Annotated in this window: 22 protein-coding genes; 11 read left to right on the top strand and 11 right to left on the bottom strand. The window is 64.5% G+C overall.

The genetic code is table 11. The features are described 5' to 3' along the window. Nucleotides 1-213: 213 nt before the first annotated feature. The 5 genes from AC1DZ8_RS23810 to AC1DZ8_RS23790 form a co-directional block, all read right to left on the bottom strand. Complete coding sequence (locus AC1DZ8_RS23810; RefSeq protein WP_477305340.1) at nucleotides 214-1,248, bottom strand: ABC transporter substrate-binding protein; 1,035 nt, start codon at nucleotides 1,246-1,248, stop codon at nucleotides 214-216. 76 nt (nucleotides 1,249-1,324) lie between these two features. Next, nucleotides 1,325-2,239 (bottom strand): sugar phosphate isomerase/epimerase family protein, encoded by a 915-nt coding sequence (locus tag AC1DZ8_RS23805; RefSeq protein ID WP_477305342.1) that lies wholly within the window; start codon nucleotides 2,237-2,239, stop codon nucleotides 1,325-1,327. Nucleotides 2,240-2,254: 15 nt separating this feature from the next. Further along, on the bottom strand, nucleotides 2,255-3,787 hold the full coding sequence (locus AC1DZ8_RS23800; protein WP_477305344.1) for a mannitol dehydrogenase family protein: 1,533 nt from the start codon (nucleotides 3,785-3,787) through the stop codon (nucleotides 2,255-2,257). Beyond that, on the bottom strand, nucleotides 3,784-4,566 hold the full coding sequence (locus AC1DZ8_RS23795) for an SDR family oxidoreductase (RefSeq protein WP_477305346.1): 783 nt from the start codon (nucleotides 4,564-4,566) through the stop codon (nucleotides 3,784-3,786). Before AC1DZ8_RS23795 ends, AC1DZ8_RS23800 begins: the two co-directional genes overlap by 4 nt. A gap of 79 nt (nucleotides 4,567-4,645) precedes the next feature. Then, on the bottom strand, nucleotides 4,646-5,533 hold the full coding sequence (locus AC1DZ8_RS23790; protein WP_477305348.1) for a MurR/RpiR family transcriptional regulator: 888 nt from the start codon (nucleotides 5,531-5,533) through the stop codon (nucleotides 4,646-4,648). Between the two features lie 86 nt (nucleotides 5,534-5,619). Between AC1DZ8_RS23790 and AC1DZ8_RS23785 the strand changes: the two genes are divergently transcribed. Further along, nucleotides 5,620-6,804 (top strand): Gfo/Idh/MocA family protein, encoded by a 1,185-nt coding sequence (locus AC1DZ8_RS23785; RefSeq protein WP_477401717.1) that lies wholly within the window; start codon nucleotides 5,620-5,622, stop codon nucleotides 6,802-6,804. Nucleotides 6,805-7,024: 220 nt separating this feature from the next. Here AC1DZ8_RS23785 and AC1DZ8_RS23780 read toward each other — a convergent pair whose 3' ends face one another. Then, on the bottom strand, nucleotides 7,025-8,449 hold the full coding sequence (locus AC1DZ8_RS23780; RefSeq protein WP_477305352.1) for an amidase: 1,425 nt from the start codon (nucleotides 8,447-8,449) through the stop codon (nucleotides 7,025-7,027). 293 nt (nucleotides 8,450-8,742) lie between these two features. Here AC1DZ8_RS23780 and AC1DZ8_RS23775 point away from each other — a divergent pair, with 293 nt between their 5' ends. Next, nucleotides 8,743-9,516, top strand: coding sequence for a helix-turn-helix transcriptional regulator (locus AC1DZ8_RS23775; protein WP_477305354.1), 774 nt, complete (start codon nucleotides 8,743-8,745; stop codon nucleotides 9,514-9,516). A gap of 1 nt (nucleotide 9,517) precedes the next feature. Here the strand turns inward: AC1DZ8_RS23775 and AC1DZ8_RS23770 are convergent, their stop codons facing one another. Then, entirely contained in the window at nucleotides 9,518-10,849 is a 1,332-nt protein-coding gene (locus AC1DZ8_RS23770) for an APC family permease (RefSeq protein ID WP_477305356.1), read from the bottom strand. Between the two features lie 345 nt (nucleotides 10,850-11,194). On the opposite strand from AC1DZ8_RS23770, the gene AC1DZ8_RS23765 reads away from it, so the two are divergent. Further along, complete coding sequence (locus AC1DZ8_RS23765; protein ID WP_477305358.1) at nucleotides 11,195-11,446, top strand: hypothetical protein; 252 nt, start codon at nucleotides 11,195-11,197, stop codon at nucleotides 11,444-11,446. A gap of 50 nt (nucleotides 11,447-11,496) precedes the next feature. Here AC1DZ8_RS23765 and rsgA read toward each other — a convergent pair whose 3' ends face one another. After that, nucleotides 11,497-12,501, bottom strand: coding sequence for a ribosome small subunit-dependent GTPase A (gene rsgA, locus AC1DZ8_RS23760; protein WP_477305360.1), 1,005 nt, complete (start codon nucleotides 12,499-12,501; stop codon nucleotides 11,497-11,499). Between the two features lie 630 nt (nucleotides 12,502-13,131). Next, nucleotides 13,132-14,160 (bottom strand): aldo/keto reductase, encoded by a 1,029-nt coding sequence (locus AC1DZ8_RS23755; protein WP_477305362.1) that lies wholly within the window; start codon nucleotides 14,158-14,160, stop codon nucleotides 13,132-13,134. A gap of 184 nt (nucleotides 14,161-14,344) precedes the next feature. On the opposite strand from AC1DZ8_RS23755, the gene AC1DZ8_RS23750 reads away from it, so the two are divergent. From AC1DZ8_RS23750 to kdgD, 4 genes are all read left to right on the top strand, one after another. Then, entirely contained in the window at nucleotides 14,345-15,418 is a 1,074-nt protein-coding gene (locus AC1DZ8_RS23750; protein WP_477305364.1) for a substrate-binding domain-containing protein, read from the top strand. Nucleotides 15,419-15,530: 112 nt separating this feature from the next. Next, nucleotides 15,531-16,622 (top strand): ABC transporter permease, encoded by a 1,092-nt coding sequence (locus AC1DZ8_RS23745; RefSeq protein ID WP_477305366.1) that lies wholly within the window; start codon nucleotides 15,531-15,533, stop codon nucleotides 16,620-16,622. Beyond that, the gene (locus AC1DZ8_RS23740) at nucleotides 16,619-17,449 is read left to right on the top strand and encodes an ATP-binding cassette domain-containing protein (RefSeq protein WP_477305368.1); all 831 of its coding nucleotides are present in this window, start codon (nucleotides 16,619-16,621) and stop codon (nucleotides 17,447-17,449) included. Before AC1DZ8_RS23745 ends, AC1DZ8_RS23740 begins: the two co-directional genes overlap by 4 nt. A 73-nt stretch (nucleotides 17,450-17,522) precedes the next feature. Further along, nucleotides 17,523-18,455, top strand: coding sequence for a 5-dehydro-4-deoxyglucarate dehydratase (gene kdgD, locus AC1DZ8_RS23735; protein ID WP_477305370.1), 933 nt, complete (start codon nucleotides 17,523-17,525; stop codon nucleotides 18,453-18,455). A gap of 53 nt (nucleotides 18,456-18,508) precedes the next feature. Here the strand turns inward: kdgD and AC1DZ8_RS23730 are convergent, their stop codons facing one another. Continuing rightward, nucleotides 18,509-19,228 carry a FadR/GntR family transcriptional regulator gene (locus tag AC1DZ8_RS23730; RefSeq protein ID WP_477305372.1) on the bottom strand — a complete coding sequence of 240 codons (720 nt, stop codon included), beginning with the start codon at nucleotides 19,226-19,228 and terminating at the stop codon, nucleotides 18,509-18,511. Nucleotides 19,229-19,380: 152 nt separating this feature from the next. On the opposite strand from AC1DZ8_RS23730, the gene AC1DZ8_RS23725 reads away from it, so the two are divergent. Continuing rightward, complete coding sequence (locus tag AC1DZ8_RS23725) at nucleotides 19,381-20,211, top strand: NAD-dependent epimerase/dehydratase family protein (RefSeq protein WP_477305374.1); 831 nt, start codon at nucleotides 19,381-19,383, stop codon at nucleotides 20,209-20,211. A gap of 286 nt (nucleotides 20,212-20,497) precedes the next feature. Here the strand turns inward: AC1DZ8_RS23725 and AC1DZ8_RS23720 are convergent, their stop codons facing one another. Next, nucleotides 20,498-22,102: a GMC family oxidoreductase gene (locus AC1DZ8_RS23720; RefSeq protein ID WP_477309672.1), complete on the bottom strand. Its 1,605-nt coding sequence runs from the start codon at nucleotides 22,100-22,102 to the stop codon at nucleotides 20,498-20,500. 217 nt (nucleotides 22,103-22,319) lie between these two features. Here AC1DZ8_RS23720 and AC1DZ8_RS23715 point away from each other — a divergent pair, with 217 nt between their 5' ends. The 3 genes from AC1DZ8_RS23715 to AC1DZ8_RS23705 all read left to right on the top strand — a co-directional run bounded on the left by AC1DZ8_RS23715 (nucleotide 22,320) and on the right by AC1DZ8_RS23705 (nucleotide 26,040). Further along, nucleotides 22,320-23,390 carry a sugar ABC transporter substrate-binding protein gene (locus AC1DZ8_RS23715; RefSeq protein ID WP_477289006.1) on the top strand — a complete coding sequence of 357 codons (1,071 nt, stop codon included), beginning with the start codon at nucleotides 22,320-22,322 and terminating at the stop codon, nucleotides 23,388-23,390. 158 nt (nucleotides 23,391-23,548) lie between these two features. Next, the gene (locus AC1DZ8_RS23710) at nucleotides 23,549-24,532 is read left to right on the top strand and encodes an ABC transporter permease (RefSeq protein ID WP_477309673.1); all 984 of its coding nucleotides are present in this window, start codon (nucleotides 23,549-23,551) and stop codon (nucleotides 24,530-24,532) included. A 5-nt stretch (nucleotides 24,533-24,537) separates the two neighbouring features. Further along, the gene (locus AC1DZ8_RS23705) at nucleotides 24,538-26,040 is read left to right on the top strand and encodes a sugar ABC transporter ATP-binding protein (protein ID WP_477309711.1); all 1,503 of its coding nucleotides are present in this window, start codon (nucleotides 24,538-24,540) and stop codon (nucleotides 26,038-26,040) included. Nucleotides 26,041-26,043 lie beyond the last annotated feature (3 nt).

The following is a 26,043-nucleotide window of genomic DNA, read 5'->3' as shown; positions in this document are numbered from 1 at the left end:
TTCAATGCAGCAATACGCCACGCTTGGGCGCGGCGTATTGCTGAGAGGCTCCCCCTTCTCCCCCTGTGGGAGAAGGTGTCGCCGAAGGCGACGGATGAGGGGTGTTCCAGGGAATGCCAACGTCTCACTTCGCTGGAACACCCCTCATCCGTCTCGGCGCTATCGCGCCGATCCACCTTCTCCCACAAGGGGAGAAGGCAGAGGCGCTGCTGCTTACTCCCCCGGCCCCTTGCAAGCGATGATCTGCTCCTTCGTGTACGTCGTCCACTCAGGGATCGAGATCGAGACCGGCCATTCCGGGCTCAGCGACGGGTCGGCCGCTGCCTTCAGCTTGGCCTTGCCTTCGTCGGTGGCGTTGTCCCACAGCTGCGGGTCGACCAGCACGGTCTGCTGCGCCGGCTTCTTGCCGTCGAGGATCTGCAGCGCGAGCGTCACGCCCGCACCGCCGATCGAGCCGGGGTTGGTGACGGCAGCGCCGACGAGGCCCTTGACCGAGCTCAGTTGGCCGACGAAGCCGGCATTGTCGGCGCCGACCACCGGCACCAATGGCGCCTGCGATTCGACCAGCGCGTCGACGATGACGTTGTCGATACCGGAGGTCCAGATGCCGTTGAACGGCGTGCCGGTGGCCAGGAACGACAGCATCTGTTGCTTGGCCTGGTCCTGCTGCCAGCCGGTGAAGACTTCCTGCGCGACCTTCACGTCGGGGTTTTCAGCAAGCGCCTTCTTGAAGCCTTTGTCGCGATCAGAGTCGGCCGAGGCGCCAGCGGCGCCGCGCATATAAAACACTTCGCCCTTGCCGCCCATCTGTTGGAACAGCCATTTGGCGCCGAGATAGGCATACTGCTCCTGGTTGTTGGAGATGATGTAGGCCGACGGCTCGGTGACCGCCTGGTCGACGGCGACGACGACGATGCCGGCCTTGGTGGCTTCCTCGAGGCCCGCCTTGATGCCGGCGGGATCAGCGGGGTTGACGACGATGGCGTCGACCTTGGCGCTGATCAGATTGCGGATGTCTTCGAGCTGGCCGGCGGCGTCGGTGTTGCGGTGGGCGATGTTGAGCTTGGCGACCTCGCCCGAAGCCAGCGCCTGCGCCTTCATCGCGCAGACCATTTCCTCGCGCCAGCCATTGCCTTGCACGGTGTTCGAAATGCCGATCGTGTATTTGCCGGCGGCGGCCGAGGCGCCTACCGAGGCCAGGATGGCAGCACCCGCAAGCAGCGGGACCATGGTCAGAATTTTCTTCATGTCAGTACTCCTCCACATTGTTTTTCAGTTTCAGGGTTTTGCTCCCGACAGGATCAAAACCAAGCCATTCACCTCGTCATTTGACGAAGGGTCGCAGCACGTCGCGGGCGAGCAGGAAGCCGCGCTTGACCTGATCGTCGCTGCCTTCAAACCGCCTGTCCTCATGTTCGATGATGACCGAGCCGTCATAGCCGGCGCGGTAGAGGCCGGAGAAGAAGCCGCTCCAGTCGACATCGCCCAGTCCCGGCATGCGCGGCACCTGCCAGCCTATCCCGGCCGAAAGAATCCCGCGCTCATAAAGTCCATCATGATCAATCATCAGGTCTTTGGCGTGGACGTGCAGCATGTAGGGGCCGAATTCCCTGATGAAGCGGGCCTGGTCGATCATCTGCCAGACCAGATGCGAGGGATCGAAATTCATGCCGACCTCGCCGCCCCAGGCCTCCAGGATGCGGCGCCAGACCTGCGGCGAATAGGCGATGTTGTGCCCGCCCGGCCATTCGTCATAGCTGAAGATCATCGGGCAGTTCTCGAAGGCGAGTTTTATGCCGTGGTCGCGCGCAAAAGCGATGATTTCGGGCCAGACCTTCAACGCGTCCTGCCAGTTGATGTCGACGGTTTTCGCGGCATCGCCGCCGCAGAAAGTGTTGACCAAGGGAACGCCCATATTGGCGGCGAGCACGATCACCTTCTTCAGATGGGCAATCACCGCCTCGCGATGCGCGGGGTCTGGGTGCAGCGGGTTGGGATAGTAGCCGAGGCCAGAGACCGTCAGCTTCTTCTCGGTCAGCGACGCAACGATCTCTCTGGCCTGCTTGGGCGAGGTGGAAGCAGCATCGATATGGCTGGTGCCGGCATAGCGTCGCGTCGCGCCGGAGGTTTTCGGCCAGCAGGCGATTTCCAGCGCCTCGAAGCCGGCGGCGTTTGCCCAGCCGGCAACCTCGCCAAGCGGCGTCTCCGCAAACGGCGCGGTGAGCATTCCAAGTTTCATAGTGCCTCCCAACCCTTATAATGCCGATTGTTTGGATCGTTTCAACCGTTCGACCTCATCTTGTTCCAGACTGTGCCGGACGGCCGCCATCGGATCGTCCGAAAGCAGGTCGCCCAGCGCCGATGTGACGGCCGCGCGGAACGTCCCGTCAGCCGCGAGGGCGGGGTCGAAAATCGTGTCGATGGCCAGGATCGCCGAAGCCAGCGCTCGCGCATCATGGCCGGTCGCATCGGCGATTGCGGCGACTTTGTCCGCATAGGGGTCCGACACCGGCCAGCGTTTGCCGAAGCGATCCGAGGCCTGGATGAGATAGGCCATCCAGCCGGCGACCGGCACCGACAAAAGGCCAATGCTGGCGCCCTGGCTCAGCCGGTCGCGGATCGGGTTGAGCAGGCGCTGGACGATCTTCTGCGACCCGTCGGTTGCGACCTGGTGGTTGCGGTGGCGGATCGCGGTGTTCTTCAGCCGGGCAAGGCTCTGCTCGACATAGGCAAGCGGCAAAATGCCCGGCACCGGCATCAGCGTCGGCACAGTCTCGTCGACCAGCATGCGCCTGATGAAGTCCGACAGCAGCGGGTCGGCCATGGCATCTGACGTGTGATCGAGCCCGGCCAGGACGCCGAGTGTGGCGAGCGTCGTCTGGGCGCCGTTCAGCACCCGCATCTTCAGATGTTCGAAGGGGGTGACGTCGTCGACGAAGGTGGCGCCGACCAGATCCCAGCGCGGAATGCGGCCGGCGAATTTTTCCTCGATCACCCACTGCCGGAACGGTTCGCCGACAGCGACGGCGCCATCGCGGTAGCCGAACCAATTTTCGACACTGTCGAGATCGTCCTGCGTCACCGCCGGCGCGATGCGGTCGACCATGGAAGACGGGAAGGCGACATTGGCCGCGATCCAACCGGCCAGCCCATTGCCGCGCCGTTCGGCAAAGCTGCGCACGACATTGCCGAGGATGATGCCGTTGGCTGGGATGTTGTCGCAGGAGAGCAGGGTCAGCGGTCGGCCATGCGTGGCCATGCGCAGCTCCAGCGCCCGCACCAACAGGCCGGGCACGCTGCGTGGCGTCTCGGGGTGGGCGAGATCATGGACGATGTCAGCATGGCCGAGATCGAGTTCGCCGCTTGACGGGATGTGGCAATAGCCTTTTTCCGTCACCGTCATCGTCACCAGTTCGATGTCGGGCGACACCAGCACGCCGAGCCCCGGGGCGGCACTCTCCTGGCTGTCGACCACCCGGACGATGCTGCCGATGACGCGCGCCTCGATGTGGCTGTTTTCGTGGATCAGCCGCGTGTAGAGGCCGCTCTGCCGTCCCAGCGTGTCGGCAAGGCTGGGCGGGCGGATGTTGATGCCGACGATGCCCCAGCGGTCGAAGCGCAGCGAGATGAGATCATCGGTGTATTCGGCCTGATGGCAGCGGTGGAAAGCGCCGACGCCGAGATGCGCCATGCCGGGCGAGAGGAGCGTGCGGTCGTAGGACGGTGTTTGCACCGATGCCGGCAAACGGTCGAGCAGCGCCGGCCCAAGCGTTTCGACGGCGCTCACCGGTTCGCTCCGATCACCGCCTGCTCCTGGTCGATCACCGCGCCGGTCATCGGGCCGGCAGCGTCGGAAAGCAGGAAGACGGCGAGGCTGGCGATGTCGCCCGGCGTCAGCAGCCGGCCGAAGGGTTGCGCGGCATTGGCCCTGTCGAGCCAGCCTGGGCCATTGCCCAAAGTCTCGGCCTGCATGACGCGTTCGGCCGGCGTGTCGGTCCAGCCGACATTGATGCCGTTGACGCGGATGCGGTCGAAGCGGTGGGCGTTGGCGGCGTTCTTGGTCAGCGTCGCCAGCGCACCCTTGGTGGCGGAATAGACGGCAAGCTCCGGCGAGCCGCAATGGGCGTTGATCGACAGGATGTTGAGAATAGAGCCGCCCTGGCCGCGCTTCTTCATGTCGGCAATGGCCGCCTGCATCAGGAAGAAGGGCGCGCGTGCGTTGACAGCGAACAGCGCCGCCCAGTCGTCGAGGCTGGCGTCGAGGAAGGAGGCGCGGTCGGTCAGGCCGGCGGCGTTGACCAGCGCATCGATGCGGCCGAAGCGCTCGATGCAGGCCTGCGCCAGAAGGGCAGGGGCTTCCGGATCAGCGAGGTCGGCGGCAACGAAGATGGTCGGCGTGCCCAATTGCGAGAGCTCGGTCGCCACGGCCTTGCCACGTGTTATCTCGCGCCCAGTGACGAGAAGGCCGGCTGCACCGGAGCGCGCCAAGGTCTCGGCGATCGCACGGCCAATGCCTTGCGTCGACCCGGTGACCAAAGCCACCTTGCCGTCCAGCCGGATCTCCATTCCTCCTCCCGGGAACAAAGTTTCTATTTCTAGAAATATGGAACGCTAATTCTGGATAGTCAATTGTGCCAGCGGCAGCTCATTCGCCGCGCCGCGCCGCCACCCCATGGACCAGCGCCATCCCCACCGCGAGCGACGCCGCCAGCGAGCGGAAGCCGGCGAAGTCGGATTCCACCACTTCCAGCCAGGCGTCCGACAGGCGGATCAGTGGGCTGAAGGTGCTGTCGGTGACGGTGACGATGCGGGCCTTGCGTTCATGCGCGACCGCCACGAGATCAGGTGTGATCGAATTGTAGGGACTGAAGGAAACCGCCAGCACGGCATCCCGGCCGCCGATGCAGCCGATCTGGTCGAGCGCCGAGGAGCCGACATTGTCGACCAGCACGTTGCGCACGCCTTGCTGCGACAGGGTCAGCGACAGATAGGCGGTGACCGGGAAGGCGCGCTTGGAGCCGATGACATAGATCAGCTCGGCATCCGCCAGCAGCGCCACCATCTTGTCGAAACTCTTGACGTCGAAGCCGGCCTCGATGCGGCCAAGCGAGGCCTGCGATGCTCCGACCATGCCGCGCAGGAAATGCAGGTTGGGCTCGGTCTCGGTGCGCGGCTCGCCGCGTCCTTCCGGCCACGATCCCTTGACGTGTTCCTTGAACAGGCCCTGGAAATCCGAAAAGCCGGAATAGCCGAAGATCTGGGCAAAGCGCACCAGCGTCGAGGGCTGCACGCCGGCTTGCGCCGCCACCTGCGCAATAGTGCCGAGCGCCACGTCGCTCGGATGCTGCCACAGGAAGATCGCCACCTGGCGCAGCCGCTTGGGGAAATGCACCGTGCCCGAAGACAGCACAGCGCGCAGTTCCTCGTAGGTCTGCGGCTGGATGTAGCCGAGCGCCGCCAATGAGCGCCCGCGCTTGCGCGTCGCCGCCTCGTCGGCGATCGATCGTCCCGATGCCTTGCTTGCCCCATTCATGATTTCAGGCTAGCGCGATACGATCGTTTTACAATATGAAAATTGGAAATCGTGTTCGAAAGCGGTCTGCCGGGAGGAGAGGAAAAATGGTCTACGCAACATCGGACGGATCGGCGGGCAAGCGGCTCAGGCTCGGCATGGTCGGGGGCGGGCGCAATGCCTTTATCGGCGCCGTGCATCGGCTGGCCATGCGGCTCGACGACCAGATCGTGCTGGTTGCCGGCGCGCTGTCGTCGGATCCGGAAAACGCCGCCGCCTCGGCGGCCGAGATCGGCATCGCGCCGGAGCGTAGCTATGCCGATTACCGTGCCATGGCCAAGGCGGAGGCGGCGCGGCCCGATGGCATCGAGGCAGTCGTCATCGTCACGCCCAACCATCTGCATGCGCCGATCGCTACGGCCTTCCTTGAGGCCGGCATCGATGTGATCTGCGACAAGCCGCTGTCGACGACGCTGGATGAGGCGCAGGCTCTGGTGGCGCTGGCCAAGGCGAAAAAGCGCCGCTTCGTCGTCACGCTCAACAACACCGGCTACGCCATGGTGCGCCAGGCGCGCGAGATGGTGGCCGCTGGTGAGCTCGGGCGTATCGTGTCGGTGCATGGCGCCTACATCCAGGACTGGCTGACGAAGCCGATCGACGCCGAGGGCCAGAAGCAGGCGGAGTGGCGTACCGATCCGGCGCGCGCCGGGCAGTCGGCGGTGCTGGCCGATATCGGCGTGCACGCCTTCAACCTGGCGAGCTATATCTCCGGCTGCGAGGCCGACGCGGTGTCGGCGGATCTGTTCACTGCCGTGCCGGGACGCCGGCTCGACGACAACGCGCATGTGCTGGTGCGCTGGACTGGCGGCGCGCACGGCACGATCCTGGCCAGCCAGACGTCGCCCGGCCACTACAATGATCTCTCAGTGCGCATCTACGGCGACAAAGCCGGGCTGGAATGGTCGGGCGGCCGGCCGGAGGAACTGCGCTTCTCCGTCTATGGCGAGGAAACCCGCACGCTGGTGCGCGGCGGCCATGGCTCGACCACTGAGTGCCAGCGCGTGTCGCGCATGCCGGCGGCGCATCCGGAAGGCTATATCGAGGCCTTCGCCAATTTCTACCGCGACGCTGCGGATATCATTCGCGCGCATCGTTCCGGCGGGGTGGTGGATGCGGCGCGGGCGGCGCAGGTGCCGGATGTTGTGGACGGTGCGCGGGGTGTGAAGTTTGTTGCGGCGGCGGTGGAGTCGAATGCGGCGGGCGGGGCTTGGACGGCGGCGAGGTTTGGATGAGGGGGTGGTGGCTGCTGTAGCTTAGCGGCAGTGGCAATCGCCTACGGCGCTCCCCCTCTCCGTCTCGGCTTCGCCGAGCCACCTCTCCCCCGCTTCCGSGGGGGCGAGGAACCCAAGCTTATGAAGGCCGCGACCTCTGCGATTAGCGTTTCCTCGCCCCCATGAAATGGGGGAGAGGTGGCTCGGGCGAAGCCGAGACGGAGAGGGGGCTGGCGCTGCCCTATGCAATTGCTGCGGCAAACCGATCCGCACTGAAGCCGGCAACCCCCAGCCACGCCTCCACGGCCGCGCCCATCGCCAGCACCTCCTCATCGGCAAAGCGCCGCCCGACGATCTGCAGGCCGACCGGCAGCCCGTCCGCCGCCAATCCGGCGGGCAGCGACAGCGCCGGGAGTTGCGGCAGCATGTTGAAGGGGCAGGTCAGGTCGAGGCCCTTCAAGCGGCCGTCGGGCAGCGTCGCGGCATAGTCGTCGTCGGTCTCGCCAACCGGCGGCGCTGTGATGGCGCAGGTCGGGCACAGCAGGGCATCATAGCGTTCGAAGAGTTTTACCATGTCGCGCCACATCGCGGTACGCAGCAGCTCGACCCGCTTGTAGGCGGTGGCGTTCATCGCCAGTCCGCGCTCGATCATCGCGACCACGGCCGGGTCCATGTGATGACGATGGCCGGCAAGCTCGTCACCGAAGAAGGCCGACATGAAGACGCACCAGAGATCGAACCATTCGTCGTTGACGGCGCGTGTCCAGGCCATCGGCACCTCGTCAACGATGGCGCCCGCCCTGCGCATCTCCGCCACCGCCTGCCGGATGACAGCTTCGACCTGCGGCTCGATCTGGTAATAGCCGAGGTCGAGCGACAGGGCGAAGCGTTTGCCTTCGAGGCTACCCGCCCGCGCGGCTGCCCCGTCAAAGCCGATCGGCAGCGAGGTGATGTCCTCGTCGCTGCCGCCGGCCGTGGCTTCCATGAAGGCGACGGCATCGCCAACGCTGCGCGCCAGCGGGCCGAAATGCGAGATGTTGTCGAAGACGCTGGGCAGGATGGTCATCGGGATGCGGCCGAGGCTGGGCTTCAATCCGACCACGCCGCAGAAGGCGGCGGGAATGCGCACCGAGCCGCCCATGTCTGTGCCCTCGGCGAACGGAACCACACCTGTCGCCACCGCCACGCCTGATCCGCCGGAGGAGCCGCCGCTGGTGCGCTCCGGGTTCCACGGGTTGCGTGTTGAGCCCCAGCGCGGGCTGTTGGTGAAGGAGGAGAAGGCGAATTCCGGCGTCGTCGTCTTGCCGATCAAAATCGCGCCGGCCGCTTGCAGGCGGCGGATGCAGAGCGCCGTCTCGACCGGCACCCAATCGCCCTTTGTCCACGACCCCAGCGTCGTCAGATCGCCGGCGGTCGGCGTCAGGTCCTTGGCCGCGAATGGCACGCCGTGCAACGGCCCGGTCGCCTCGCCGCACGCCACAGCGCGGTCAGCCTGGCGGGCCGCTTCCAGCGCCTGCTCCTCGCGGATGACGGTGAAGGCATTGAGCGTCTGGTTAACTGCCTTGGCGCGGCGGATGGACTCGGCCACCACCGTCTCGGTGCTGAAGGCTGCGGAGCGGATGCCGGCGGCGATGGCGTTGGCGCTGAGGTCGAGAGGATGACTCATGGCGAGGAACTCCGGTAGTTTGATGCGGGCATGGGATGGAACAATCGCCGGTGGCGGCGCCAGCCCCCTCTCCGTCCGCTTCGCGGCCACCTCTCCCCCATTTCATGGGGGCGAGGAAACGCCAATTGTTGAGGTCTCGCCGCTAAAAATCTTGGGTTCCTCGCCCCCACGAAGTGGGGGAGAGGTGGCTCGGTGAAGCCGAGACGGAGAGGGGGAGCGCCATAGGCGATTGACCTGTCCCTACGGACCTGCACTGTTTGACAGTCCTGTGAAGAAAGAGATCCGCCATCTCGATGAAATCCACCGGCAGTTCGCCTCCATCCTTCCACGTCTGGAATGCCGGCCTCGGCGCTGCGGCAGCCGCCATCGGCTCGCGCGGCTTTCCCGATGCTCTGGCGGCGGCACTGCGGCTGCTCACACCCTTCCAAATGATGAACGGCTTTCTCTATTCGCCCGCCGGCCGCGCCTTCGATCTCTACAATGAGAAGATCGTCGCCGAGCGTTCGATCATCGTCGACCGCTATCTCGCTGGAGCCTATGTGCTGGACCCGTTCTACGACGCGGTGCGCAGCGATGCGGCCGAGCGCATGATCGTGATGCGCGAACTCGCGCCCGACGATTTCCTGCACACCGAATATTATCGGCGGCACTATGCGACGACGCAGATCGGCGATGAGATCGGTTTCGTGCTGAAGCTGGAGAACGGCTTTGCCGGTGTGCTGTCGCTGTCGCGGACTGGTGAAGCGCCGCTGTTTGCTGAGGACGAACTGGAGCGGCTGAGATCCGCCAGCCCAATCGTCTGCGCGCTCGCGGCACGGCACTGGTTTCATGCCCCCGGCCTCTCGCTCGACATCAAGGACGCGGCGCCCGCGGCGAGGATCGAACATCCGCTGCTGACCCGGCGCGAGCTCGAAATCGTCACGCTGATCCTCAAGGGGCATTCCAACCTCTCGCTCGCCGCCGTGCTGTCGCTGTCGCCCAACACGGTGAAGGTGCATCGGCGGCAGATCTATTCGAAGCTTGCTATTTCCAGCCAAGCGGAGCTGTTCCGGCTGTTTCTGGCGTAGCCTATTCGGCGAAATCCATTTCCGGCGGCGCGATTTTGAAGAAGCGGGTGAGGTAGGCGAGATAGGCGACGCCGACCGCCAGCCAGACGAGACCGAGCACCTTGGCGTGCTCGTCGAGGTTCCACAGCAGGAAGAGATCGCACACCGCTGCCAGCGCCGGGACGATCAGGCCGATCAGCATGCCGAGCGGGCGCACCTGCTGGTCGTGCTTGAGATAGAGTGCGATCACCGAGACATTGACGGCGGTAAAGGCGAGGAAGGCGCCGAAATTGATGAAGGAGGTCGAGGTGGTGACGTCCATGGTCAGCGCCGCCAGGCCGATCGCGCCGACCAGGATCAGATTGAGGATCGGCGTGTGCCACTTCGGGTGCAGATTGCCGAAGAACGAGGCCGGCAACACGGTGTCGCGGCCCATGGCGTAGAGCAGCCGGCCGACACTGGCTTGTGCTGCAAGGCCGGAGGTGAACTGCGCCACCACCAGCGTCGCGAGGAAGATGGTGACGAACAGGTCGCCGCCGATCGCCTTGGCGATTTCGGTGGCGGCGGCATCGACCGATGCGAAGTCGGCGCCGGGATGGGCAAGCTGGGTGATATAGGCCGAGGCGATGAAGATCAGGCCGCCGGCCAGCGCGATGATCAGGATCGCCTTCGGCATGGTGCGCCTGGCATCCCTGGTCTCTTCGGTCAGCGTCGAGACGGCGTCGAAGCCGAGGAAGGAGTACGCGGCAATCGCCGCACCCGCGACCGAGGCGGAGAACGGCACGCCCTCCTTGAAGAAGGGCGTGACCGAGACGAGACCGCCGGGGCCATTCAGCGCCACGACATAGCGGGCGGCCAGCACCAGGAAGGCGACGAGCACGCCGAGCTGCACCAGCATCAGGATGAAGTTGATGCGGTTGGCGAAGGCGATGCCGACGACGTTGACGATGGTCGTCACCGCGATGAAGCCGACGATCCACACCCAGGTCGGAACAGCGGGGAAGGCGGACGTAAGATAGGCAGCGCCGATCAGCCAGATCACCATCGGCAGGAAGAAATAATCGAGCAGCACAGCCCAGCCAACGAGGAAGCCTATGGTGGGGCTGATCGAGCGGCGGGCATAGGTGTAGGCCGAGCCGGCGACCGGGTAGACGCGCGCCATGACGCCGTAGCTGATGGCAGTGAGCAGGATGGCCGCGGCCGCCACGAGATAGGCCATGGCGGTGGTGCCCTGGCTTGCCGTTGCCAGCGCGCCAAAAGTGCCGAAGACGATCATCGGCGTCATGTAGGCCAGGCCGAAAAGCACGACGGACCAGAGGCCGAGCGCGCGGTCGAGTTTGACAGTGTCTTGCATTGTTCCGCCTCCGGGAAGCTTGTGTCCGATGCTTTTTCGGAGACTGCCTCAAGAGCAGGCGTCCGGTCGCATTTCTCGAAGTTGACGCGGAGCATGACTTAGCCGGCGCAGCGCGGCCATAACCCCAAGGGATTATACGGGGTGCTCGTGCGGGATGGACTAGCGCGTGCCCTATGCGATTGTCCTGCCGAAGGCGCTACAGCCGTTCAGCAGACCTGGCTGCATCTGGGTGCCAAGTACTCTTCCGTGCCTATACTGGATTAAGCAAAAAAGCTGCTACGCATGTGTTAATCATGATATGGGTTGTTCATTGTCAGGACATCGGCCCGGCCGTATTCGGTAGCAATGCGAAACGTCCAACTGTTCCTCGCCGCCAGCCTGGGCTGCCTCATTCTCGCGGCGATTATGTTCGACGCGCCGGATGCTGTATTGAACGCCCTGTTTCCGAACAGCAATGCAGCGAAGGTGATGCAGTGCAGACGCCTTCTCAAGACCCACGACGAAACCGGCAAATGGCCGGACAGAGGCTCGGCTGACTACATAAGCTACGGCGAGTGCTATTATCTGATTTGCGGCGGAACCAGACCGGCGGTTTGAAGGCACATCGCCGGGCTTCCTGAATTCTCTTTCTGGAATGCCTTGGCAGCTCAGCGCCGCTTTGGGCGACCGCCCGGCGATTTGTTGCCGCGCGGGCCGCTCTGGACCGGCGTGTTGCCCTGGTTTTCCTCGGACAGTTTGCGCCAGCGGGCCAGGCGCTCGGGATCGAGCGTACCGGCCTTCAAGGCAGCCTGCACCGCGCAGCCCGGTTCGTGGACATGGGTGCAGTCGCGGAACTTGCACAGCGGGGCAAGCTCGGTGATTTCGGCAAACAGCGTGTCGATGCCGGAGGCGACGTCGCTGACATGCAGCGTGCGCATGCCCGGCGTATCGATCACCCAGCCGCCACCGGCAATGGCATGCAGCGAACGCGCCGTCGTGGTGTGGCGGCCCTTCGCATCGTGCTCCCGGATGCCCGCGGTCAGTTGCCGCCCTGATCCGGCCAGCGTGTTGACCAGCGTCGATTTGCCGACGCCGGACGAGCCAACCAGCGCCACCGTCTGGCCCGCACCGCACCAGGCGGCGAGCGCGGTTGCGGCATCGGCGACGCGCGGGTTCAGCATCACCACGGCCAGTCCGCGCTGAAGGGCTGCGGCCTGCGTTCGATACGCCTCGGCATCGTCAGCCGTGTCGGCCTTGGTCAGCAGGATCACCGGCGTCGTTCCGGCCTCGTTGGCCAGCGCCAGATAGCGCTCGAGCCGGGCGATGTTGAAATCGGCATTGCAGGAGGTGACGATGAACAGCGTGTCGACATTGGCCGCGGCCAGCTGCGGCACCCTGCCGCCCTGGGTGCGGCGCTCCAGCACCGTCTTGCGGGTCAGGCGGCGGCGCAGCAGATGCGTATGGGGATCGACAAGCACCCAATCGCCGACGGCATAGTCGCCGGTGTTCGCATTGGCCGGCAGCGTCACATCCGTTGGCCCTGACTGGGACAGACCAGCGAGACGGTCGCGGTGCACCGAGGCGATGCGCGTCGGGACGAGGTCTGCCTCATCGGCCTCAAGCTGATCGCCGAAAAACTCCGTCCAGCCCAGGCTTGCGAGGGAAACCGTCACGGTTTTGACCAAGGTGTCACGGACATCGGAAGGATCCTTGGCAAATGGGCAACAGCCTTTCGGATCAGACGCTGATCCAAGTCGTTCTATGAGCGGCATGTCGGGATTTGGCAAGGGCACCAGCACGGCCGAGTCCGCTTCCGCCAACGGGTTCAACCAGACGACGTCAGGCGATCAAAAGCGATCGATGGCGTTCGCCAGCTGAGGTGTGAAGCCTCTGGCGGTGCCTTGGGCAAGCTGTCTTTCAGCGGAAGAGGAATGGTCCGAGAGGGAGGGGGATGGCCGGCGCCACAGGGGGCGGGGGGTTGGGATGGGGTTGCCTGAAGCACCGGCCAAAGCGGGACAAGTCCCGCGCTCAACAAGGTATCAGAGGTTGGATCGGTTCATATGGTGTGATCGCGGAACTGGCGCAAAAGCGCTTTCGCATCGCCGCTTCGCTGCCGCCAAAGGCCGCGCAACCGGGGGTTTCCGGTGGGTTGCGCAGGTTGCGCAAGTGGCGGTTGAAAGGGTTGCGGGCAACTGTCGTTTTGAGTGTTGGTTCGAGCAATTGCATACGGCAGCGCCAGCCCCCTCTCCGGCTCGGCGAAGTCGAGACGGAGAGGGGAGCACCCTACCCGATTACCCCAACGTTCAAGGCGTCGGCGCGTCGGCCTCTATCAACCCTGCCTGCTTGAGATCGGCCCACAGAGCCACCGGAATATCCTCGCGCAGATACCCCAGATTCTGCTTCAGCTCGTCGGCCGAGCGTGCGCCTGGAATGACGCTCGATACCAGCGGATGGCCGAGCGGGATTTGCAGCGCTGCCGCCGGCAGCGAAACCTTGTGCTTGGCGCAGATCGCCTCGATGCGGCGCACGCGCTCCAGCACCGGTTCCGGCGCCTCGCGTGTGTTGAAGGTCGCGCCCTTCACCGCACCCGTGGCGAGGATGCCGGAATTGTAGGGGCCACCGATGATGATCCTGGTGCCGCGCTGTTGGCAGAGCGGCAGCAAGGTGGCCAGCGGCTCCTGCTCGAGCAGCGTGTAGCGGCCAGCAAGCAGGAAATAATCGAAGGCGCCGGCGACGACAAAATCGGACAGCATCTGCCACTGGTTGATGCCGACGCCGACCGCCTTGATGACGCCTTGCGAACGCAATTCGTCGAGGGCGGGATAGGCGCCTTCCATGGCTTCCTTGAAACGGCTCCTGGCATAGGGATCTTCGCCGGGGCCGAAATGGATGGCCTCGTCAGGATCGTGGATCGAGACCATGTCGACATAGTCGGTGTCGAGCCGCTTCAGCGTGCCTTCGAGCGAGCGCATCACGGCATCGCGCGAATAGTCGAACTCGGCGCGGAAGGAGCCGGGCTGGTCCCACAGCGCCGGCTTCAATTCTTCAGGCGGGATCGGCACGAGGTCGTAGCCGATCTTGGATGAGATGACGATGTCCGCACGCGGCAGCGATTTGATCGCCAGCCCAAGTCGGGTTTCGCTGACACCAAAACCATAGACCGGTGCTGTATCGAAATAGCGGATGCCATTGTCATAGGCCGCCTGCACGGTGTTGACCGCGGCATCCGTATCCACGGCGCGATACATGTTGCCGAGCCCCGTGCCGCCGAGCCCGATCGTCGTCACCTTCAGGCCGTTCTTGCTGACAGCCCTGAATTCGATTTCAGCCATGTTCTCTTCCTGTGATTCCTGATCGTCCTTCGCGGCGACCCTGCGGCCGCCTTCCCGCGCCGTTCAGATCGAGAGCGTCGTCCCGATTTCGGCGGTGAAAGACCATTGACACAAAAGTTGTCATATAACAATGTAACCAGACGACAAATGTAGCGACGCCTACAAAACGACAAGGGAGGAACGCATGGACGACGAAACGAAAAATCAGATGGCGGCGATCAGCCGGCGCAGCGCTTTCGCGCTGGCGGGAAAACTCGGCCTCGGTGCCGCTGGCCTCGCCAGTGGTCTGGGCGGTCTTGCCGGCGGTATCAGCGCCGCGAGGGCAGCGGATTCATCGCCCGGCCTGCCGAAGAAGCCCTACAAGTTCCACTTCGTCTGCCATGTGACGCTGGACCAGTTCTTCACGCCGACCGTCTATGGCATCCAGGACGCTTGTGCGGCCTTCGGCTGTTCCTACCAGTGGACGGGTTCGCAGAAGAACGTCGTCTCAGAAATGGTCAGCGCCATGCAGACGGCAATCGCGCAGAAGTCGGACGGCATTGCGGTCTGCCTGGTCGATCCGACGGCATTCGACGCCGCCACCGACATGGCGGCGCAGGCCGGCATTCCGGTCGTCGCCTTCAACGCCGACGTGCCGGTCGGCAGCCCCAACAAGCGGCTCTCCTATGTCGGCCAGCCGCTCTACCAATCGGGCTACAATTCGGCGCTGAAGTGGCTGAAGCTGATCCCCAAGGGCGGCCATGTCATGCTGTCGATCGGCGTGCCCGGCTCGCTCAACACGCAGCCGCGTCTCGACGGCTACATCCAGGCGATCAAGGACAGCGGCAGCGGCGTCACCTACGATGTCGTCAACACCGGCCCGGATCCGGCAACCGAAATCTCGCGCGTCGAGAGCTATTATCTCAGTCACAAGACCGTCAACGGCCTGTTCGGCACCGGCGGCTCCGACACCTATGCCTGCGGTTTCGTGTCCAACAAATACGGGCTGGTGAAGGCCGGCGGCGCGGTTGCCGGCTTCGACCTGTTCCCGCAGACGCTGGACTTCATCAAGGCCGGCGACGTCAACTTCACCACCGACCAGCAGGCCTACCTGCAGGGCTTCCTGCCGGTGCAGCAGATGTATCTCTACAAGCTGTCGGGCGGTCTCGTCGGCCCGGCCAACAGCGACACCAGCCAGGCCTATGTGACCAAGGACAATGTCGACGCCTATGTCGGCAAGTCCCGCTTCGAGGGCCGCTCAGACGTCGAGCCGACCTGACGCGTTCAGCCTCCAACTCCAGCCTTCGCCGCGTCATCCTGAGGTGACGCGGCGAAGGCTGGAGTTGCCGCCGTTCAGGCAGCTATCCGCCCAGAAATCAGGAAGTGAATAAGTGCCGACTATCCAAGTTGCAAAAGCTGGCAAAGCCATAACAGCCGGGAAGGGCGCCGTCGGCGTCAAGGCTCCGCAGACGATGACGGAAAGGCTGCTCATCCTTTTGTCCCGCTATCGCGAGGCGAGCATCGCCGTGGTCGCCATCGTGCTGGTCATCTATTTCCAGGTCGGCAGCGATGGCGGGTTCCTGTCGCCGCAATTCATGAGCGTGGTGCTGCGCGACACCGGCCGGCTCGGCCTGATCGCTGCCGCCGAAGTCATGCTGATGATCACCGGCGAGATCGATCTGTCGCTGAGCGCTATCTTCTCGATCGCGCCCTATGTCATGGCGCTGCTGTCGGTCACCTATGGCGTGCCGCTGGCCGTCGGCGCCTTGATCGGCGTGCTCATCGGCATCCTCGTCGGCGCCATCAACGGCATCATCACCGTGCGCTTCAAGGTGCCGTCGCTGATTACCACCGTCGGCATGCTGTTTTTCCTGCAAGGCATCGTCGTCTCGATCTACAACAGCCAGCCGATCGTTGCGCCGGTCGAGCAACCCTTCAACGCCATCTTCGGCCAGAGCCTCTACCAGCCTTCGGACGGGCTCCTTTCGTTGCACGGCATCACGGCCTTCACGCCCTTTCTTTGGGCGGTGGTGCTGGTGCTGGTGCTGGCGCTGGTCTTGAACCGCACCACATTCGGCCTGCACACGATTGCCACCGGCTCCAACATCATCGGTGCGCGTGAGATCGGCGTGCGCACCGACCGCATGAAGATCTACAATTTCATGATCGCTGGCGGCTTCGCCGCCTTTGCCGGCATCATCAACACGGCGCAGTTCACCTCGGCCGACCCGCAAGCTGGCAGCCCGTTCCTCACCTTGCAGGCGATTGCAGCCGCGGTCATCGGCGGCACCTCGCTGCTGGGCGGCTCCGGCACCGTCATAGGCGCACTGATCGGCGCCTTCGTCGTCGCCTCGCTCAACAACGGCCTTGTGATGATCGGCGCCCAGGCCACGGTCTCCGACATTTATCTGGGTGCCGCCATCATCGCCGCGATGATCCTCTCAATCCAGGTCGACCGCCTGCGCACACGGAGGCGCGTATGAACACGCAGACCACCATTCCTCCACTCAGCAAGGATGCGCGGGTCGTCTTGGAGATGACCAACATCTCCAAGAGTTTCGGTGCCGTCACCGCCCTCGTCGATGTCTCGATCAAATTGCGTCAGGGCGAAGTGCTGGCGCTGGTCGGCGACAATGGCGCGGGCAAGTCGACGCTGATCAAGATCCTGTCCGGCTTCCACCAGCCCGACACCGGCACCATCGTCTCGCAAGGCAAGGAAGTGCGTTTCGCCTCGCCGCGCGATGCGCGCGCCCAGGGCATCGAAACCGTCTATCAGGATCTGGCGCTGGTCGGTGACCTCAGCGTCTTCCACAACATGTTTCTCGGCCGCGAGTATCACAAGCGCTTCCTCGGCCTGAACCTGCTCGACAACAGGAAGATGCGCGAACAGGCGCAGCTCTATCTCGACACGCTGGGCATCACGATCCCGAGCGTCAACAGCACCGTCGATCTGCTCTCGGGCGGACAGCGCCAGTGCATCGCGGTCGCCCGCTCGATCTATTCGTCACCAAAAATCCTGGTGCTCGACGAGCCGCTGGCGGCGCTCGGCGTGCGCGAGAGCGCGCATGTGCTGGGCCTGATCCAGAATCTGCGCCAGCAGCGCCAGGTTTCGGTGATCCTGATCGTCCACAATTACAACCAGATTTTTGAGGTCTGCGACCGCATCAACTTCCTGCATGCGGGCGAGGTGGCGCTCGACGCCTCCACCGCCGACACCAGCGAGGAAGAACTGATCAGCATCGTCAAGTCGGGCCTGGGCACGAGGGCGATCGAAGCCGCGGCGGCCCAGGTACGGCCGGGTCTCGTATGAACCAGCCGCCGGCTGCCAAAATCCCTGCCGACAAGAGTCCCCACTTGCCGGCGTCTTGCATGGAGTACTCGTCTTGACGTTCTCACCCACCGAACTCACCAGATCCCTTGGCCGCGGCCTCCTGTCCTTTCCGCTGACCTTCTTCGACGATGACGGCGGCTTCAACGAAGACGGCTATCGCGCCCATGTCGCTGCCCAAGGCACGGCCGGCGCGAGCGGGCTCTTCGCGGCCGGCGGCACCGGCGAGTTCTTCTCGCTGACGCTGGAGGAATACAAGCGCGTGGTGCGGGCGGCGTCAGAGGAAGTTCCCGACACCATGCCGCTGCTCGCCGGCGTCGGCTATGGCACGCATATGGCGGTGGAGTTCGCCAAGGCAGCCGAAGCCAATGGCGCCGACGGCCTGCTGGTGCTGCCACCCTATCTCGTCAAGTCGGAGCAAGAGGGCTTGCGCCGCCACCTCACCGCCATCTGCCGTTCGGTCGGCATCGGCGTGATCGCCTATAACAGGGACAATGCCATTCTGACACCCGAGACGCTCGAGCGCGTGGCGCAGGATTGCCCGAACCTGATCGGCTTCAAGGACGGTGTCGGCGACATCGAGCTGCTCACGGCAACGCGCTACCGCATGGGCGACCGGCTGGTCTTCATCGGCGGCATGCCGACAGCCGAGGTCCATGCCAGTGCCGCAGCGGCCATTGGCATGACGACCTATTCGTCGGCGATCTACAATTTCGCGCCGGAGATTGCGCTGCGTTTCTTCAACGCCCTTCGCGCCGGGCGCACGGCCGAAGTTGGCGATCTCATCCGTTCCTTCTTCCTGCCCTACCTCGCCATCCGCAACCGGCGCGCCGGCTATGCGGTGTCGATCGTCAAGGCGGGCGCGCGCATTGCCGGCGTCGACTGCGGACCGGTGCGGTCGCCGCTTCTCGATCTGACCGCCGATGAAGAGCGTCAGCTCACCGCGCTCATGCAGTCCTGCAAGATGCCGGTCGCGGAACTGGCGTAAAACCGATGGGTTGGGCTGGGCAATCGAAGGCCGGGGCTGACGGCGTGTCAGGCCTAGCCGTCGACCATGCGGCGATAGCGCTCGCGCCCGGCTTCCAGATGCTCGCGCAAGGTGAAGCGGGCGGCTTCGACATTCTGCCGCTCGATCGCCTGATAGATGCGGCGATGCTCCATCTGGACCTGCTCCAGATAATGCCGCCGCTGCTCGGGCGTCTCGTCCCGCGGGCGCATCAGCTGGCGCGGAATGAGGACGGGTCCAAGAAAGTGCATGAAGCGTTCGAAATAGGGATTGCCGGTGGCAGACGCGATCGCCCGATGAAAGGCGAAGTCGGGTTCGATGGCGCTGTCACCTGCGGCGATCGAGGCGTCGATGGCGTCGAGGCAGTCGCGCATGCGGGCAAGGTCGTCGTCGCTGCGCTTTTCGGCGGCAAGGCCAGCAGCTTCCTGTTCCACCGCAAGCCGCAGCTGCAGCACGTTCTGCACTTCGGTCAGCGAATGCAGCTCGTCGGAAATGATGCGGAATGTGGTGTTGGCCGCATGGTCGGCGACGAACACGCCGGATCCCTGGCGGCTTGTCACCAGCCCTTCGGAGCGCAGCGACGCCATGGCCTCGCGGATCACCGTGCGGCTGACGCCGAATTGCGCGATCAGCTCCTGCTCGGTCGGCAATTTCTCGCCGCTGGTCAAATGTCCGGCCCGTATTTCGCGCGCAAACCAGTCGGCGACCTGCGCCGTGCGGCTGATCTGCGGGGGAAGGCCAAAGGAACGTTTCATCGTCCCCAAGCAATAAACGAACCGCCGTTCGTGGCAACCCATTATTTATCTGGTGATATGATAAGATTTTCGCCACGCCCGCCGCGCGCAATCTTCATTCGCCTTGTCGCATCCGCGCGAACATATCCGCGCTATCAGCGAGGGGACAGGGCGTGACGATCCCCGAAAAGCCGGTGCTGTTGACCGGGGCCTCCGGCACGATCGGACGGCTGTTGTCAGCAAGGCTCGCGGCGCTGGGCTGGACCTTGCGGCTCAGCGATCTCGTGCCGCTGCCTTTCCCGCTGCCGCAGAATGCGAGCTTCACCATCGCCGATATCGAGGACCAGCAGGCGGTGAACGATCTGGCTGATGGCTGCGGCCTGATCCTGCATTTCGGCGGCATCTCCACCGAGCAATCCTTCGAGACCGTGCTCGGTCCCAATTTCCGCGGCGCCTTCCACATTTACGAGGCGGCGCGCCGGGAGAAGGCGCGGGTGGTGTTCCCGTCTTCGGTGCATGCGGTCGGCCTTTACGAGCGCACCGAGATTCTCGACCAGGATTGTTTGCTCAGGCCGGATGGCTATTACGGCCTGTCGAAGGCCTATGGCGAGATGCTGGCGCGGCTCTATTTCGACAAGCATGCGGTCGAAAGCGTGCTGATCCGCATCGGCTCGGTGCTGCCGGAAGTGCCGGACGAACGCATCCTGTCGACCTGGATATCGCATGACGATTTCGTCAGGCTGATGGAGCGTTGCGCTCAGGCCGAGCGTGTCGATTGTTCGGTCATCTGGGGGCAGTCCAACAACAGTCGCGGCTTCTGGCGAAAGGATGCCCGCGAGAAACTCGGCTGGGCGCCGCAGGACAGTTCGGACAGCCAGGCCGAACGCGTGCGCGGCAAGGTGACCGACAATCCGGTGGTCGAGCGCTACCAGGGCGGCAAGTTCATCGTGGTGGATTACAGCCGCGATGGTTTTCCGCCGCGCGAGATGTTTCCGGAGGAGTGAGTTTGCATCTTCTGTGGCTGGCGTGACTGGTCAGCCCGCGGCTTGATTGCCACGTGGTTCCCCCAATCCGTCGCTGCTTCGCAGCGCCACCTTTCCCCCCTCCGGAGGGAAAGGAAGGGAGCTTTGCTGGACGAGTGTGACAGCAAAAAGCTTGGCGCCTTTCCTCTACCCCGTCGATCGGGGGAGAGGTGTCTCGGCGAAGCCGAGACGGAGTGGGGGTCGACCAGCGCAGCATTAGACAAAGCATGCGCCAAGCTGCCGTGCGGGGCAGCGCTGCCGTATGCGACTATCCTGCCTGCGCCGCAGGTGCCTTCCTCCCCGCAATCAGATCCGCCGCCTTTTCGGCAATCATCACCACCGCCGCGTTGGTGTTCGACGACACGATGCTCGGCATCACCGAACTGTCGCAGACGCGCAGGCCCTGTAGCCCGCGCACGCGAAGCTCGGGATCGACGACGCTGTCGGCGTCGCCGCCCATGCGGCAGGTGCCGACCGGATGGTAGGCGCTGCGGCCGTGCTCGCGGGCGAAGGCTTCGAGCGCCGTGCGCCCCTGCATCGCCGCGCCCGGCAGATGCTCGCGGCTGATGTATTTCGAAAAAGCCGGCTGTGACAGGATTTCCCGGCTGATCTCGATGCCGTCGATGGCGCGCTCGAGATCGTAGCGCTCGGCGAAGGGATTAGGGTCGATAACAGGGGCATCGCGCAAATCCGCCGATCTGAGCGTGACGCTGCCGCGTGAGCGCGGCCGCACATGGTAGGAATTCAGCGTGCAACCATTGCCGCCGGGAACCGAGCCGATGCCTTCCTCGACGCCGGCGCCGGGCAGGAAATGGAACTGGATGTCAGGCGTCTTCTCCGCCCGGTCGCCCCACCAGAAGCCGCCGGCCTCGACGATGTTGGACGCCACCGGTCCCTTGCCGAACAGCGCATATTCGAGACCTGCGACGGCCTGCCAGCGCTTTTTCTTGTAGCGGTCGATGCCATGCGGTCCGTTGAGCTCGGCGACGACGTCGACATCCATGTGATCGTGCAAATTCTGGCCGACGCCTTTCGCATCGTGGATCACCTTGATGCCGTGCTGACCCAGATGCGCGGCCGGGCCGATGCCGGACAGCATCAGAAGTTTCGGCGAGCCGATGGCGCCCGCGGTGACGATCACCTCGCGCTCGGCCCGCAGCAATTCGGTGCGGCCATTGGTGATGATCTCGACGCCGATGGCGCGGCCGTTCTCCACCACGATGCGGCTCACGGTGGCATCGGTGCGCAGCGTCAAGTTCTTGCGGCCGAGTGCCGGCTTGAGATAGGCGACCGCCGTGCTCGAGCGTTTTCCCTGCCGTGTCGTCGTCTGATAGAATCCGGCGCCTGCCTGTTCGCCGGCATTGAAGTCGGCGCGGAAGGGAAGGCCGGCCTGCTGCGCCGCCTTGACGAAGACCCGCGTCAGCGGATGCGGCGCGCCGCTGGAGACGCCGAGCGGGCCGTCGATGCCGTGCTGCGCATCGGCAAACGTGTCGTTGCCTTCGGAGCGGACGAAGTAGGGCAGCACGTCGGCATAGCTCCACCCGGCGCAGCCATTGTCTGCCGCCCAGCCGTCATAATCCTGCGGGCAGCCGCGGGTGAACACCTGCGCGTTGATCGAGGAGCCGCCGCCGAGCACGCGCGCCTGCGGATAGACCATGGTGCGGCCGTCGATCGCCTTGCCGGGTGCGGTGTCATAACCCCAGATCAGCGGCCCGGACGTCATCTTGAAGAAGCCGACGGGCATATGGATGTAGCGATCGGTGTCGGGCGGGCCGGCCTCGAGCAGGATGACGGAGACGTCGCGATCCTCGCTCAGCCTGGCGGCCAGAATGCAGCCGGCCGAACCGCCGCCGACGATGATGTAATCCGGCATTCTCACTCCCTTTGCCGGGGCAAAATCAGTGCCCCCTTCTCTTGCGCGCGACGATCTCAAGTCGCTTGTGCCGCGTCAAGAGAAAGGGTATGGTTATCGTGTTGAAGGGTTGTCGTACAAGTAGAGGAGCTTGATAATCCGTCACGTGGAAGTCCCGGCCGCGCGCTCCGCGCAAGGCGCCGGGCGGAACAGAATTCAATCGGGAGGATTTCGCGACATGAAGGACACGAAGAATTTTACCGTCAACCGGCGCACGCTGATGCTGGGCGCCACCGCCGGCGTGGCGGCGCTCGCCATGCCGAGCGTGCTGCGGGCGCAGGACAAGCCGACACTGGTTACGTCGATCCGCTCTTTGTCCAACCCATATCACGCGGTGTGGAAGACGGGTGCCGAGGCCTATGCCAAATGGGCTGGGCTCGAACACGTCACGCTGGTGTCGGAAGGCAACAGTGAGAAGGGCATTGCCGACATCAAGGCGATGCTGGCCAAGACCGGCGGCAACATGGTGCTGAACTCCGATCCGAACGATACGCCGGATGCCCGCCCGATCGTCGAGGCCTGCGCCAAGGCCGGCGCCTATGTGGTGACGCAGTGGAACAAGCCGGCGGACCTGCATCCGAAGGATTTTAATCCGAACTATGTCTCGCATATCGAGTTCGACGGCATCGACAGCGGCAAGACCATCGCCGAAATCCTGTTCAAGACCATCGGCGGCAAAGGCGGCATCGTCGCGCTCGGCGGCCTGATCTCGACCACGGCGGCGATCGAACGCAAGAAGGGTCTTGATGCCGCCCTTGCCGCCAACCCCGACATCAAGCTGCTCGACTTCCAGGTCGCCAACTGGAAATCGACCGAGGCCTTCGACCTGATGGGCAATCTGCTCACCCGCTTCGGCGACGACATCAAGGGCATCTGGGCCGCCAATGACGATATGGGCTCCGGCGCGCTGGAAGCGCTGCGTGCCGAAAACCTCGCCGGCAAGGTGCCGATCGTCGGCGTCGACGGCATCAAGACGGCGGTTGATGCGGTGCGCACCGGCGAGTTCGCCTGTACCGTCACGTCCGACCCGTTCTGGCAGGGCGGCATGGGTCTGGCCATCGGCTACAACGCCAAGATCGGCAAGTTCGACCCGACCAAGGAGCCGCCGGAACACCGCGAATTCTACGGCAAGGCGGTGCTGATCTCGCACGACAATGTCGAGGAATATTACAAGACCAATGTCGACGCGAAGCCCGAGATCGACTGGAACGATCTCTGGGGCCGGGTGACCGGAGCCATCCGCACCTGATCCATCGGAGCGGGCTGCTGCTCCCTGGCGGCCCGCTTCCTCCCGCAGCCGTCGCGATCCCCTTGTCGCGACGGCTGTCACCAGCAGACGGGAAGCGTTTCTTGACAATCCATACAGAACCCCTGAAGTCCGTTTCGGACATCGAGCGGACGACTTCCATGAGTTTGATCCCCGGTCGCATCGCCACACTGTTTGGCGGCAGGCGCTGGCGCAGCCTGGCGCCGTTGGCGGTGCTGATTGTGCTGTGCGTGCTGATCGCGATTGCCAATCCCAATTTCATCGAGGTCCGCAATCTGGTGCGGCTTGCCAACTCCGCCGCCGTGCCGCTGACGCTGGCCATGGGGCTGACCTTCATCATCCTGATGGGCAGCATCGACCTGTCGGTCGAAGGCACGCTGTCGGTATCGGCCATGGTGGTGGTGCTGCTCGCGGCCAATGACGGCAATGGCAACGACTATGGCTGGTGGGCGGTGCTCGCCGCCATCGTTGCCGGTACCGCCATGGGATTGGTCAGCGGTCTTGTCCAGACCATGCTGCGCATCCCGTCCTTCATGGCGACGCTCGGCCTGTGGTTCATCGGCCTTGGCCTGTCGGTCTATATGCTGGGCGGCTCGGCCATCAAGCTCAACGATGCCTCGATCCGCGACCTGGCACTGCACCGTTTCCTCGGCCTGCCGGTGGCGGTGTGGGTCGCGTTCGGGGCCTTCCTGCTTGCCGCCGTCATCCAGTACCACACCAAGCTCGGCCGCCATATTCTGGCGATCGGCGGCGACGAAGATGTCGCCAAGCTCTCCGGCGTGAACGTGGTGCGCGTGCGCGTCACCGCCTTTGCGCTGGCCGGTTTCTTCTTCGGCATCGCCGGTGTGCTGGCGGCAGCGCAGCTCGGCCAGTCGCATGCCGTCATCGGCGACGGCAGGCTGTTTGCCGCCGTCACCGCCGTGGTCGTCGGCGGCACGGCGCTGACCGGCGGCGAGGGCGGCGTCGTCAACACGCTGATCGGCGTTTTGATCGTCACCGTGCTTGCCAATGGCATGATCCTGCTCGGCATCTCGCCCTACATCCAGCAGACGGTGCAGGGCCTGATGATCATCGCCGCGGTAGCGCTGTCGCTCGACCGCGTCCGTCTCAGGATCGTCAAGTGAGCGCCATGCTGCAGGCCTCCAACATCATCAAGAATTTTCCCGGCGTCCACGCCTTGCGTGACGTCTCCATCGAGGTGCGGCCCAACGAAGTGGTCGGGCTGATCGGCGAGAACGGCGCCGGCAAGTCAACACTGATGCGGGTGCTGGCCGGCGGCTACCGTCCGGATGGCGGCTCGCTTACGCTGGACGGCGAGCAGCTGCGGATGCGCAATGCCCGCGACGCCGCGCGTCACGGCATCGGCATGGTGTTCCAGGAACAGTCGCTGGTGCTCAATCTGACGGTGGCCGAAAACATCTATCTCGGCGAGGAAGACCGCTTCACCCGCTTCGGCCTCGTCAATTGGCGCGCCATGAACGCGGCGGCGCGGCGGCAGCTGGCCAAGATCGGCATCGACATCGACGTCACCGCCCGCACCTCCGAACTCACTTTCGCCGCACGTCAAATGGTGGAGCTCGCCAAGGCGCTGACCCTGGAGGAAGTGGTCGAACGGCAGTTGCTTATCCTGCTGGACGAGCCGACCTCGGTGCTCAACGCCGCCGACATCGCGGTGCTGTTTGCGCGCGTGCGCTCGCTCAAATCCCGCGCCAGTTTTGTCTTCGTCTCGCACCGCCTCGACGAGGTGCTCAACATCTCCGATCGCGTCTACACGATGAAGGACGGCGCCGTCGTCGCCGAACATCGTGCCGCCGAGGTCACCGCGCCGGAGCTGCACGAGATCATGGTCGGCCGCGGCCTGCAGGCGGAGTATTACCGCGAGGCCCGCCAGCTGGCGCCGCGCGACACGGTCATGGTCGAGGCCAGGGGCCTTGGCGCCAACGGCTTCTATCATGGCGTCGATCTCTCGATCCGCGCCGGCGAGATCGTCGGCATTGCCGGCGTCGTCGGCTCCGGCCGCGAGGAGGTGACGCGCACCATTGGCGGCTTCGTGCAGCATGATGCCGGAGAGATGAAAATCGCCGGTGACACGGTGCGCTTCAGCTCGCCGGAACCGGCGGTGCGCAAAGGCATCGGCTATGTGCCGCGCGAGCGCCGGCTCGAGGGCCTGGTGATGTTCCTGTCGATCGCCGAAAACATTTCGCTCGCCGACCTCTCCAGTGTCATGCGCCATGGCGCCATCGACTATGGCAAGGAGCGGCGGCTTGCCGCCGACTGGATCAAGCGGCTGCGCATCAAGGCGCCCGGTCCCGACGCCGCCTGTCGCAAGCTCAGCGGCGGCAACCAGCAAAAGGTGGTGCTGGCGCGCTGGATGACGGCGGGCTCGCGCATCCTGGTGCTCGACCATCCGACACGCGGCCTCGATGTCGGCGCCAAGGAGGAGGTCTACGAACTGGTGCGCGATCTCTCGGCGCAAGGCGTGGCGATCCTGCTGATTTCCGACACGCTGGAGGAAACGATCGGCCTGTCGCACCAGGTGCTGGTGATGCGTGACGGCGAGATCACCGCGCGCTTCGATGCCAGCCCGGGGAACAAGCCGAACCAGGTCGATCTGCTACGAGCGATGGTGTGAGCC

This window comes from Mesorhizobium sp. P2_F7 (assembly GCF_056403695.1).
This window is presented reverse-complemented; position numbering and strand designations above follow the sequence as displayed.